This is a genomic window from Agarivorans sp. Alg241-V36 (assembly GCF_900537085.1).
Classification (GTDB): domain Bacteria; phylum Pseudomonadota; class Gammaproteobacteria; order Enterobacterales; family Celerinatantimonadaceae; genus Agarivorans.
In genome coordinates, this window is sequence record NZ_UNRE01000005.1 from 162,046 (window position 1) to 175,129 (window position 13,084).

Consider the following 13,084-nt stretch of genomic DNA (forward strand, 5'->3'; position numbering starts at 1 on the left):
CGCTCGCCCACTGGTTAGGATTATTGCTCGATAATTTCTAGTGAGCGCCAGCGACCACGCGCGTAATCAGCTTGGCCGTTGCTCGAAATTACTTCGCCATTTGAGGTGGAGTTAAATTCAATTTGAATTTCATCGCCATTGCTTAGCGATATGTCGCTCCAAGTGTGCTGGCTAGTTTGGTAGTTAACTGCCGATTTAGGGTTAGTGTAGTCACCCACTTGTTGGCCGTTTACTACTAAACGATAGCTACTTTCACCATCATTTTCGGTTAGCGTTGTTATGGTAAGTTTGTAGTCTCCACTGCTGCCATTAAAGGTATAACGCACTGCGGCATATTGATCTTTATAGCTGTTGGCATTTACCGCTAAGGCGTTTCTGGTGTTGTCTTTATAGGCTGGCACAAAGCCATCAACTTTCGAGATATCAAAGCTATTAATATCTACGAAGATTTTGTTAGCCGGTGGTTGGCTTGGCTGATTGCCTTGACCATCATCGTTTAGCTCTCGATTAGTAACCAGAGCTACCCAATCTTGATTGCTTTCTTTAGGTGGGTTGCCAATGTTTAGCGTTGTACCACCTGATAGACTCAAACCCTTGCTTAGTTCACCACTGCGAGGGTTGTACCAATAAACTTGATAAATGTTGTTATTAGCAAGTTTAAGGTTGGTGCTTCCACCATCACGTAAGTTAATGATGTAGTTGTTTTGTTTGTCCGACAGCACCCAGTTGTTACCGCTGGTTGTAGCACCATTGTCTACCACTAGGTTTTGAAGATTAAGCCCTAGCTGCTCTTGCAGTATGTTTTTGAAAAAGTGATGAACATGCCCGCTTTGTTGCCATAGCTGATCAAATTCGCGCAGATTCTCAACCGCTAAATCATAAGCGTGACCACCATCATTTTTAAGATACCAAGAGAAGCCTGCTCCGCCCGACATCACGCTGGCCCACATCCAGTAAACACGTTGGCGAGCATTTACACCTTGGTAAGGTTTAGGTGCATCGCTACCCGAAGCCTCGGTGTATGTTACGTACCATTGTTTCCCCGCAGCAGCCGATTTGTTCAACCAGCTAATGGTTTCGCCGTATACTGAGTTTTTACTAGCAGTGGCACTGGCATTTTCTGGAATACCACCGTACTGAATGGTAGGGCCGTTAAATGTAGGGTGACCGAGCATGTCGTCGTAACGGGCATGTTGGCCTGGGTAAGTATGTAAAGTAATACCGTGATCATAGGGGTCTAACTGTTTGATATAGTCAGCATAGGCTTTTAGTGCTGCAATTGACGTTGCATCTTGCTCTTCGCCTAAATTCCACTGTACTGCTGGGTGGTGGCCAAAGCGCGAGATAAGTTCGCGGTAATACAATTTTCGCTCTAAACCAAGGCTGGCATTGTTTAACAATGTTTCGTTCTCGGTTTCTTGAGTCATCATATGCAGCATTAAACCTTGCTTAGTCATATGTGAAAAAGCGCGCTCCCACTGGTCTAACTTACTGATATCGAAGGTGCGTTTGTTATTGCCATTTTCTTGATAGATAACCCAAGGGTGAGCATCACAGCCATCACCTTTTACGGTGTTTAACATGATGTAAGCACTATTTACTTGGTGTGAGCCTAGGTAGTTAATTAGGCCAATTAAGCCTTTACCTTTTTGCTGTGCGCCGCCCCAGCTTGGGTCGCCGCTTTGCCAATCACTTTCGTGCTCGGCAAACTGGTGCAAAATGCCTTTACATGAACCGCCGCTGCCTTTAACGGTATTGTCAAAATCGGCATAACCAAAGATGTTTTCTGGGCTGCCCATTCCGGCTTCAATAAATGCTTTGCCACTGCCAGCAAAGCGTTGATAGCGCTCGCCATCTAAGTGTTGCAATAAACCTTGGCTGCGTAAGTCTTGGCTATCGGCGGTAGATGCTGAAACCGAGAATTGTCCTTGCTGGCCATCTATTTCGGCAATCGCTTGCCCGGCATTGTTTTGCTGGCTAAGCGCTATGTTGGTGCCTTTGCGAAAAGACACTTGGTAGTTCCAATCACCGGTATTAGGTGGCATAAAGTAAGCGCGCCATACATCACCGCTACTAGCACCGGTGTCGGCAGCATCACCGCTAGCGGCGAAATGCCCAGGCACTACAAAGCGTTGTTCACCTTGGCTAAACGTGACATTAAAGCGGTGGTTAATGAAGGTGCTGGCATTGCTTTCATCAGCAAAGTAGCCTTTACAGCTTAACTCAACCCTATGCCATTGCTGATTTGTCTCACTCACTTCACAGCTTTTCGCCATATTGCTCGCAAGTGTCTCGGGGAGATCTAGGTTTTGCGCGCTTGCTGGGCTTACCGAGCTGTGGCGAAAAACGATGCGGTCTACTTTAAAAAACTTAGACCGACCAGACAGGGTAAAGGAGTATTCTTCACCCGCTTTTAGATTGTAAATGGCATTGTGTTTGGCGTGGTTTTTGTCTAATCGCTTACCCGAGGCCCAAACAAACTTGTTGTCAGCGCCACCATAAAACTTGGTGTCAGAGCTTAAAATAGCCTTGGTCGCATTACCTTCACCGCTTACTGCATCATAGTTACCATCTAAGCGTACATAGCCATCGTTAGCTACGTCGGTGCGGTTATCAATCGTTTCCCTAGCCACATACATATGCAAGTGGTAAGTCCCTGTTTGAGCAGCAGTAAAGCTATATTCTAAGGGCGAGTTAACTGGACCAGAGATGTAGCTATTACCGTTAAACTCTAAATAAGAAGCACCTGTGTAGCCGGCTAATTCAGACTTACCTTGCCACTCACCTAAGGAAGATAGAGTATTCTCCGCCTCAATAACAATTAAGCCATTTTGCTCAATATATTGGGTATTGGCTGAAGGGGGATTGTTGTTATCGCCACCGCTATCTCCGCCATTATCTCCACCGTTGTCGCCGCCGGTACCGCCATTGTCACCACCATTATCTAGGTCGCGACACGCTTCGGTGCCACACTGGCAGTAGCTTTGATCGCTGCGAGAGTTTACGCAGTCGTTGGCAGTGTTTCCGTAGGTATTCTTACACTGAGCGGTAGTATCACACTCATCGCCATATTCTGGCTCTGGAGGAGTTGTGGGTTGAAGATCGGCACATACTCCGTCTTCACATAAACAGTAGCTCTGCGAACTGCGTGAGTTAACACAGTCGTAGGCGCTGTCACCATAAATGCTTTTACATTCAGAAGTTAGGTTACATTCATCAGCTTGTACTACCGCCAGCTGAAAAGTTGCCGGCTGAGCGCTGAAGCTATCCAGCAATTGATTTAGGTTGATGCCTTGATTGCCGGTTGCGGCATTGGCAAAAAAAGAAAAAGCGAGACAAAGTAAGCTTATTACGCTCCTTGCTTTTCCTATTCGTTGTTTAAGTTGTTTCACTGCATTTTTCCTTGTGTTTGTTGGTTCAACAAAGTGCAAAGAAGGTTTATCTAATTCAGTGATAAACCAGTCGTCTGGTCTGTAACGTTTGTACTTAGCGTTGAGTATTTAAATTGACTAACTTTTTATAATGTTTTTTGTCAGTGAGGATTTGAGCAATTTATCAACACACTGTAAAGCCGTAATTTATTGGTTTTATTGATTTTTTCAATAAAACTTAATTACATATTATTTAAGGTCTGAAAATGGGGTATGAGGCTGTTGCTTATAGGCGACAGGGAGTAGAGCGAAGGGCTATTTTAGAAAACCATGAGTGATCATTGGATAGCGGTTGGCTATTAGTTGGTATTGTCCGCTATTAACTATTTCTGCTAATCCGCGATTAAATGATTCAAGCAACTTTGTTGCCCCCTCGGTTTTGCGAGATATGAGTAAATGTACACTGCTGGTTATTACATCCTTGTTGGATATACACAAAACGGCACGTTGCTGAGGGCTTAAGTAACGGTTAATCAGAGTAGTTGCAGCGACTCTATCAATTAATAGCGCATCGATACGTTTGGCAAACAGCTTTTTTAAGTTTTGCAGATCTGAATTAACCACTTCAATTTGGTAAAGGCCTTTTTTGCCATTTAACCAAAATTCATCGCTATACGTATAACCCCGCACCGCACCCACTACTTTGCCTTTTAAGCTGGCTAAACTGTTGAGTTCTCCGGTGGAATTTAAGCTAACTAGTACGCTTCCGCCGTACCAAAGCGGCTCAGAGTGAAGGAAGAACTGTTGACGTTCGGCATTAAAAGCCCAATAAGAAGTGGCTGCGTAGCTGCCTACTTGGCTAGAGACTAAAGCGCGTTGCCAGGGCAAATAGCGAAAGCTCACCTCTGTTTCTACAGCAGTAAACGAAGCTTTAACAATGGCATTTATTAAGCCGCCATCTTCACGATATTGAGAGGTGAAGGGAGGATGTTCACCACTGGCTATGGTGATGCTTTCAGCAATGCTTTGGCTGCTTACAATCAGCAGGCTTAAACATAAAAAGGTACGGAGCAAGTAAATGATGACCTCTCTCTATTATTAACTAAAACAGTAAGCTAAGTAACTTAAAGGCTAGTTCAAGCGTAGCTCTAGCTTGGTCTTAATCAAGGTTTATAGTGAAGTACTAGAGCTAGGTAGACTGCATATCTAACTTTGTCGAATTTTTTTACAACTAAGTTCTTATTGTATTGTTTAATAATATATACACTTGCCTAACTTGATGAAAAATAGAGCTTTTGCTTAGTTGGTCTAATTCCTGCTTTTAAACAGCCAGCATCAATCATTTGTGTTTATAAGTGATTGAAAAATATAAATTTGGTCAAATAGTTATCAGTATGCGGTGGTTGCCGTAGTAGTAGGAAACGTTTTATGTATTTTGCAAAGTTAAGCCGATTTACGCTTATGGCCGCTTCATTGGCCTTGTCTGTAGCTTCTCAAGCCAGCGTATTAAGTGATTACAACCTTATTCTAACCGGCGATTACAACTATCAGGGTGGTGAAGTTGAAGGGCGCACCCTATTAGGTGGCAATTTAAACGCTGCGGGTCATTCACCTACTTTTGCTACCCGTGAAACCACGGTGGTAAATAAAGATACCGTGACCGTTGTTGGCGATGTTAACGCGACTAATATCAACCTTAACGCGGGAAGCTTAAGTTATGGCGGCAGCTATAACGTTAATGGCAATGTTAACCTTAACGGTGGTGGCTCAGCAGTTCAAAGCATCAGCGCAAAGAATCAACTAGATATGCAGGCTACTTTTGTTGCCGTAGAAGCAGAGCTACGTGCAGACTCTGCTTATTTTGCTGGCCTAACGAGTAACGCAGTATTAAGTGGTAGCCATTTGTCCTATGCCGGTAGTGATAGCGTGGCGGTGTTTGATGTTGATTTCTCTAGTATCTTCGCCCAAAACAATTCTTTGTCTTTAGATGCAGGTTTAGCTGAAATTGTCATCATAAACGTGTCTGGAAGCATTGTAGATATTGCTGGTGGTGTAAACCTTACTGGGAACGGCTTTGCCATTGATGCGGGTTTGGGCAACCTTGGCGCTGAGAATATTTTGTGGAACTTTTATGAAGCTGAGTCTATTGATTTTAATAACTTAGCAACAGTGGGATCGGTGCTAGCCTTAGATGCAGATATTACTGGCGGCGCAGTATTTGACGGTAGTGTAGCAGCCAAGAGTTACACTGGAGGTAGAGAGTTTCATAGCCATGATTTTGACTGGACGCCTCCTCAAGTCCCTGCTGTAGTCAGTGAAAGTTCTAGCTTTATGTTGTTTATTTTTGGCTTAGTCTTGGTGTTCGTATCACGTCGCCGCAGTCGTAGCTAAATTTTAGCCCCAAAAAGTTAACTAAAAACCTCAAGTTTACTTGGGGCTTTTTTGATCCTCTTGTCCCGTCCGGAAATAGGTTGACATAAAGAGGACTTCTTTATGACAACACCCATTAACTCAAGCCCTAAGCGCACACAACGAGATTACACCTTAGCCTTTAAATTAGGTGTCGTAGAGCGCGTCGAAAAAGGCGAAATGACTTACAAACAAGCTCAAGCCCGATTTGGCATTCAGGGGCGTTCAACAGTACTGGTTTGGCTCAGAAAACATGGTAGGCTTGATTGGTCAAAACCATTTCAGCATCCCCTTATGCCTAATTCAAAAGAAACGCCAGCCGAAACAATCAAGCGCCTTGAGCGTGAGTTAGCCGAAGAGAAGCTACGTAACCAAATCCTCAATGGTATGGTCGATATCATGGACAATGAATACGGAGCGGGCCTTAGAAAAAAGTACTTATCCGGTACATCTGGCAAGCGAAAACCGACAGCGAAATAAACCTAGCTGCTGCATGTCGCGCGGCGGGTATTTCACGGCAATCTATTTATCAGGCGGTCGCCCGAATGGAAAACCGTAGAGCGACGTTATCGGTCATCAAAGACTGGGTACAGTACTGGCGTAAATATATGCCGCGATTGGGTGTACGCAAGCTCTACGTGTTGATAAAGCCTAAACTCCTTGAGCACGACATTAAACTTGGACGAGATGGGCTCTTTGCCTATTTGAGACGTGAKGGTTTGCTGGTTAAACCAAAGAGAAGCTTCACCAAAACGACATTCAGCAAGCACTGGATGAAGAAACATCCTAACCTGCTGAAAGAGGAAGGGTTACATGATGCAGAGCATGTACTGGTTAGCGACATAACCTATCTTGAATAAGACCAAGGTGTACACTATCTGTCGCTGGTGACCGATGCTGCTTCTCGTAAAATAGTCGGTCATCACTTGAGTGAGGACATGAAAGCTGACAGCGTAGTGAAGGCCCTGAAAATGGCGGTTAAAGATAAGCGCTATATCGCTAACACGGTACACCACTCAGACCGAGGCTCACAATACTGCTCGGCAGTTTATCAGGATGAACTGTTGATAAACCAAATTCGACCCTCGATGACAGACGGTTATGATTGCTACCAAAATGCGTTGGCGGAAAGGATAAACGGAATACTGAAGCAGGAGTTTTTACTGTACCGATGTAAAACGCTTAAAGAAATGAAGATACTTGTAAAAGAATCGATAGCGATATACAACGCTATGAGGCCGCATCTGAGTTTAAATATGAAAACGCCCAATCAGGTGCACAATAGAAAAGGCCAGCTACTGGAGCTGGCCTAAAAATCGTCAACCTATCTTAGGACGGGTCATGTTATTCCATGATAGTGGCTTATAAAGCGGTGACTTTAAGCTGTCATTTTTTTATCATAGCCGCCAAAGATACAATCAATGGTTATTTATGCGCATCGCTTTAGGCATCGAATACGATGGTGCCGGATATTTTGGTTGGCAGCGCCAACGAGACGTTCAATCAATTCAGCAAGAATTAGAATCTAGCCTTTCAATCGTGGCGAATAGCCCAATAGAAGTGCAATGTGCAGGAAGAACTGACGCTGGCGTTCACGCCACTGGCCAGGTGGTGCATTTTGACTCGCCAGTTGAGCGCAAAATGGCAGCGTGGACTCTCGGTGTAAATGCCAACATGCCGAAAAATGTTGCGGTGCGTTGGGCTCAGCCTGTAAATGATGAATTTCATGCTCGTTTTAGTGCTACTGCTCGCCGTTATCGTTACGTTATTTATAACAGTCGATTTCGTCCCGCTATTCTGGCTCAGGGTTTGAGCTTTTATCATCAGCCGCTTGATATCGATTTAATGGAACAAGCCGGGCAAGCACTGCTTGGTGAGCAAGATTTCACTTCTTTTCGTGCTGTGCAATGTCAAAGCCGCAGCCCGTTTCGCCGCGTAGAACACTTAACAGTGAGTCGTCACAACGATTATGTTGTGGTGGACATTAAAGCGAATGCGTTTGTGCATCATATGGTGCGTAATATTGTCGGCAGTTTAATTAAGGTGGGGCAGCAAGAGCGTCCTGTAGAGTGGATTGCTGAACTGTTAGCGATTAAAGATCGAGCTCAAGCCGCGGCCACAGCAAAAGCTGCTGGTTTGTATTTAGTTCAAGTTGATTATCCTAGTGAGTTTGGCTTACCCATTTCACCTATTGGACCGCTATTTTTGCCAGCAAGTTAAAAAAAACTGTACGATAATGAAGGGTTAGACCAGTTTTATGTAAAACATTGCGGCCAATTGTGGTTTAATTGCCGCCATTCAATGCATTCTGTTATCAAGGCGATTTTATCGCCTATTGAGAAGTAAGGTTCCCGATGAGTTGGTTAGAGAAAATTCTTCCGAAAAGTAAAAGTGCTTCTGGTAAGCGACGCAATATTCCAGAAGGTGTGTGGACGAAGTGTGCTTCTTGTGAGCAAACTTTATACCGTGCAGAGGTAGAACGTAACCACAATGTTTGCCCTAAGTGTGACCACCATATGCGTATTGGCGCGCGTGACCGCTTAGAAGCCTTCCTAGACCAAGATGGTCGTGAAGAATTGGCTGGAGATTTAGAGCCTCGCGATAAGCTCAAGTTTAAAGACAGCAAAAAATATAAAGACCGTATTGCCAGCGCTCAACGCAATACTGGTGAAAAAGACGCACTAGTAGTAATGAAAGGTGAACTTAAAGGTTTACCAGTAGTGGCTTGTGCCTTTGAATTTGCCTATATGGGTGGTTCTATGGGGTCGGTAGTGGGCGCACGTTTTGTCGCTGCTGTGGATAAGTGTTTAGCTGAAAATCGCGCTTTGATTTGTTTTTCTGCCAGTGGCGGCGCGCGTATGCAAGAAGCGTTATTTTCACTAATGCAAATGGCGAAAACCTCGGCTGCTTTAGCCAAAATGCGCGAAAAAGGTTTACCTTATTTCTCAGTACTTACTGACCCAACCATGGGCGGTGTGTCTGCAAGCTTTGCTATGTTGGGTGATATCAATATTGCCGAGCCTAAAGCTTTAATTGGTTTTGCTGGTCCTCGAGTTATCGAACAAACGGTTCGAGAAAAATTGCCCGAAGGCTTTCAACGCAGCGAGTTCTTACTAGAAAAAGGCGCTATCGACATCATTATTGACCGACGCAATATGCGTGATCGCATTGCTGGAATGGCTTCAAAAATGATGGGCATTGTAAGCACCGATACTGAAGTATTGGTTGAAGCTATCGATGCTGATGAAGAACTAGGAACGACTATTTCTGCTAACGAAAAAGAATAATATGTCGTCTAAGAAAGAAGCTCAAAGCCGGTCTCTTGCAGACTGGCTTTGTTATTTAGAAGCCCAGCACCACAGCGCGATTGATTTAGGCTTAGAACGGGTTGCCAAAGTCGCCGACCATGCAAAGCTTCGTTATTTAGATGCCACGGTGATTACGGTGGCGGGAACCAACGGAAAAGGGTCTACTTGCGCATTGCTTGAGCAGATCTTGGTAGCTCAAGGTTATCAAGTAGGCGTTTATAGCTCTCCGCATATTCTTGACTATCGAGAGCGGGTAAGAATAAATGGCCAGCTACCCGAAGCTGATGCCTTTTGCCAATCATTTTCTGCTATCGAAGAACTTCGCCAAGAAACCAGCTTAAGTTATTTTGAATTTGGTACGCTTGCCGCGGTTTGGATGTTTGCCCAACAGCCTTTAGATTATGTCATCTTAGAAGTGGGCTTAGGTGGACGTTTAGACGCCACCAATATTGTCGAGCCAGATGTAAGCGTAGTGACCACGGTAGCAGTTGATCATGTTGATTGGTTGGGTGACGATATTCAACAAATTGGTCGTGAGAAAGCCGGCATATTTCGCGAGAATGGCAAAGTGGTAGTAGGGGACAGCAATATAGTTGCTAGTGTCTTGGAATGTTCAGCTCAACTTAACTGTCATCAGCTAGCCGCTGGGAAAGAGTATCAGCTAGAACAAGAGGCCGATAGTTGGGCTTATCGTGGCCCAAAGCTAAGTTATCAAGGGCTGCCTTACCCGCGTTTGCCTTTAGCCAATGCCGGAACCGCAATTGCAACCTTAGAGCAACTAGGGCTTGAAATACCTAGCGCCGATTTGTCGAAAGCAATCAACCAGTGGCAGCTTGCAGGTCGCTTGCAGGTTATCTCTGAAAAGCCATTGGTAGTGGTAGATGTGGCACATAACCCGCAGTCTGCTAGCTACTTAGCTTCTCAATTACCCGCACTGGCTAATGGCCGTAAAATTATTGCGCTGTGTGCGATGCTGGGTGATAAAGATATGCAGCAATCAGTGCAACCCTTAATTGGCATGGTAGAGCACTGGCATATTAGCGGTTTAGCTGGTCCTCGTGGTGACGATGGTAGTGCATTGGCGAGTTGCTTAACTGCTCAAGCAAACTTAACTCGTTACCCACAATTGTCTGAAGCTTATTCTGCAGCCCTCAAACTATTAGATGATAAGGCCATGTTAATTGTGTTTGGTTCTTTTTTTACCGTGGCTGAGATATTAGAATTGTCTCCTCCAGCAATAGCAGAGAGTTAACATTGACTGCACAGTTTAAAAACCGCTTAGTGGGAACCATCTTCTTAGTAGCTCTTGGGGTTATTATCATTCCCGATATTCTTGATGGTAAAAAAACGCGAGTTGAAGAAGAATTTAACGCGATCCCATTTGCGCCTAAAGTTGACTCTCTTCCGCCTTTGCTTATCGACCTACCCAATGAACAAGAGCTGGCTGCTACCGAGCAAGCCGATGGTGCGAGCGGTGCTGAGCAAAACGGTAGTTCGCAACAGGAAACTCTCGCTAAAAAAGACAGCGGTGATACAAAGCCTGCTGCTAAAGCTGTGGATACACCCCAGCTTGAGTTTGCCAAACCTTCTTATATCGTTCAGTTAGGCACGTTTAAAAACTCTCAGAACGTTACCCGATTGGTCGCAAAACTAAGAGAAGCTGGCTTTCAAGCTCACTCATACCCTGAACCCGCTGTAGAAGGGGAGTTAAACAGAGTGTTTGTTGGGCCAAATGTATCGAAAAAAACTCTTGAGCAGCAGCAAAGTAAATTGAAGGAACTCACAGGCTTAAGCGGTAAAATCCGCGAGTTTGATCCTTTGTTTAAGTAAGTATGAAAAAATACAAGTACGCATTTTATTTTTGTTTCTGGTAGAATTCGCAGCGTTTTTCAACAAGTAGAAAATTTATGGCTTGGGTAGACTACGTCATCATCGGCGTAATAGTATTGTCGGCATTAATTAGCTTGGTTCGCGGCTTCGTTAAAGAGGCCCTGTCGCTGGTCTCTTGGGTAGCGGCTTTTTTCATCGCGTCACAGTTTTATCATGATCTATCCAGTTATTTCACTCTCATTGAAAACCCTTATTATCGCAGTGGCGTAGCCATCGTTCTGCTGTTTATAGCCACCCTTATACTTGGTGCGCTGGTTAATTACTTATTTAGTCACTTGGTCAACTCAACGGGTTTAACCGGTACCGATAGGGTATTGGGGATCTGTTTTGGAGCTATCCGAGGGGCATTAGTGGTAAGCGCTTTGCTGTTTGTATTGTCGTTTACTGGTTTTCCAGAATCCTCATGGTGGAAGGGATCGTTATTGATTCCCGAGTTCACAGTGATTGTTCAATGGTTTTTTGAGTTTTTAAAAGATTCTTCTAGTTTTTTACATAACTACCAATCTTAATAAGGAAAAGCTTCATGTGTGGTATTGTCGGCATTGTCGGTGCTAGTTCCGTTAACCAAGCGATTTATGATGCGCTAACAGTTTTACAGCATCGTGGTCAAGACGCTGCGGGTATCGTTACTATTACCGAAGGCATGTTTAAACAACGCAAAGCCAACGGATTGGTAAGAGATGTGTTTGAAGTTAAACACATGCAGCGTTTACGTGGGAATTTAGGAATAGGCCATGTGCGTTACCCAACCGCAGGTAGCTCTAGTGCTGCTGAAGCCCAGCCTTTTTATGTTAACTCTCCTTTTGGTTTAGCCTTAGCGCACAATGGTAACTTAACCAACGCCAAAGAGTTACGCGAAGAAATGGCCAAGCGAGCTCGCCGTCATATCAACACCACCTCTGATTCAGAAGTGCTACTTAATGTGTTAGCGCACGAGCTAGATAGCATCGTTAAAGATGAATTATGTGAAAAGCAGGTGTTTACCGCGATTAGCAGGGTGCATAAGAAGATTCGTGGTGCTTATGCTGTTGCTGCGTTAATCATTGGCCAAGGTATGGTGGCATTTCGTGACCCTAACGGTATCCGTCCTTTGGTTCTTGGTAAGAAAACCAGTGATGAAAACCCAGAGAAGATGGAATACATGGTTGCCTCTGAAAGTGTAGCCCTTGATGCTGTCGGCTTTGAGTTTGTGCGTAGCGTAGCCCCTGGTGAAGCTGTTTATGTAACTGAAGATGGTCAGCTATTTACTCAGCAATGTGCAGAAAACGCGGCTCATAACCCGTGTATTTTTGAGTATGTTTACTTTGCTCGCCCTGATTCTATTATCGACAAAATTTCGGTTTATGGCGCTCGAGTAAATATGGGTACCAAACTTGGTGAGAAGATTGCGCGCGAATGGGATGATTTAGACATTGATGTTGTGATCCCAATTCCTGAGACCTCTTGTGATACGGCGTTGCAAATTGCCATGCACCTTGACTTGCCTTACCGCCAAGGCTTCGTTAAAAACCGTTACATTGGCCGTACCTTTATTATGCCGGGGCAAACTCAGCGTCGTAAATCGGTTCGCCGTAAACTGAATGCCATTGATGTTGAGTTTAAGGGCAAAAATGTACTGTTAGTTGATGACTCGATTGTTCGTGGTACCACTTCAGAGCAGATTATTGAAATGGCTCGTGAAGCAGGCGCAAACAAGGTTTACTTTGCTTCAGCATCTCCAGAAATCCGATTCCCTAATGTTTACGGCATTGATATGCCTTCAGCGAATGAGTTAGTTGCTCATGGTCGAGAAGTTGACGAGATTTGCCAGTTGATTGGTGCTGATGGTCTGATTTTCCAAGACCTGGAAGACTTAATTGTGGCTTGTCGCGAAAGTAACCCTGAGATTCAAACTTTTGAGACCTCAGTATTCAACGGTAAATATGTAACCAACGATATTGATCAAGATTACTTGAACTACTTAGATCAGCTGCGCAATAACGATGCGAAAGCCGTTCAAGCTCACGAAGAAGTAGCAAACCTAGAGTTACATAACGAAGGTAGTTAATACTTTTAGTGTTCTTTAGATATTAAAAAAGCACCCAGATGGGTGCTTTTTTGTTATAG

General features: G+C 44.3%; 9 protein-coding genes and 1 pseudogene. 8 read left to right on the forward strand and 2 right to left on the reverse strand.

Features of this window, described 5'->3' with window-relative positions:
• Positions 1 to 20: 20 nt before the first annotated feature.
• Together G6R11_RS12745 and G6R11_RS12750 are read right to left on the reverse strand one after the other, a co-directional pair.
• The gene (locus tag G6R11_RS12745; RefSeq protein WP_163133461.1) at positions 21 to 3,392 is read right to left on the reverse strand and encodes a DUF5060 domain-containing protein; all 3,372 of its coding nucleotides are present in this window, start codon (positions 3,390 to 3,392) and stop codon (positions 21 to 23) included.
• A 294-nt stretch (positions 3,393 to 3,686) separates the two neighbouring features.
• Positions 3,687 to 4,445, reverse strand: a complete 759-nt coding sequence (locus G6R11_RS12750; RefSeq protein ID WP_163133462.1) for an ABC transporter substrate-binding protein — start codon at positions 4,443 to 4,445, stop codon at positions 3,687 to 3,689.
• Positions 4,446 to 4,799: 354 nt separating this feature from the next.
• Between G6R11_RS12750 and G6R11_RS12755 the strand changes: the two genes are divergently transcribed.
• From G6R11_RS12755 to purF, 8 genes and pseudogenes are all read left to right on the forward strand, one after another.
• Positions 4,800 to 5,762, forward strand: a complete 963-nt coding sequence (locus tag G6R11_RS12755; RefSeq protein WP_163133463.1) for a choice-of-anchor A family protein — start codon at positions 4,800 to 4,802, stop codon at positions 5,760 to 5,762.
• 102 nt (positions 5,763 to 5,864) lie between these two features.
• Positions 5,865 to 7,093: pseudogene (locus G6R11_RS12760) on the forward strand (IS3 family transposase).
• Between the two features lie 118 nt (positions 7,094 to 7,211).
• Entirely contained in the window at positions 7,212 to 8,000 is a 789-nt protein-coding gene (gene truA / locus G6R11_RS12765; protein ID WP_163133464.1) for a tRNA pseudouridine(38-40) synthase TruA, read from the forward strand.
• A 134-nt stretch (positions 8,001 to 8,134) separates the two neighbouring features.
• Entirely contained in the window at positions 8,135 to 9,067 is a 933-nt protein-coding gene (accD, locus tag G6R11_RS12770) for an acetyl-CoA carboxylase, carboxyltransferase subunit beta (protein WP_163133465.1), read from the forward strand.
• 1 nt (position 9,068) lies between these two features.
• Positions 9,069 to 10,340 carry a bifunctional tetrahydrofolate synthase/dihydrofolate synthase gene (gene folC, locus G6R11_RS12775; protein ID WP_163133466.1) on the forward strand — a complete coding sequence of 424 codons (1,272 nt, stop codon included), beginning with the start codon at positions 9,069 to 9,071 and terminating at the stop codon, positions 10,338 to 10,340.
• 2 nt (positions 10,341 to 10,342) lie between these two features.
• A complete protein-coding gene (locus G6R11_RS12780) occupies positions 10,343 to 10,918 on the forward strand; it encodes an SPOR domain-containing protein (protein ID WP_163133467.1) in 576 nt (191 codons plus the stop codon).
• 77 nt (positions 10,919 to 10,995) lie between these two features.
• Positions 10,996 to 11,487: a CvpA family protein gene (locus G6R11_RS12785; RefSeq protein WP_163133468.1), complete on the forward strand. Its 492-nt coding sequence runs from the start codon at positions 10,996 to 10,998 to the stop codon at positions 11,485 to 11,487.
• 14 nt (positions 11,488 to 11,501) lie between these two features.
• Entirely contained in the window at positions 11,502 to 13,025 is a 1,524-nt protein-coding gene (gene purF, locus G6R11_RS12790) for an amidophosphoribosyltransferase (protein ID WP_163133469.1), read from the forward strand.
• Positions 13,026 to 13,084 lie beyond the last annotated feature (59 nt).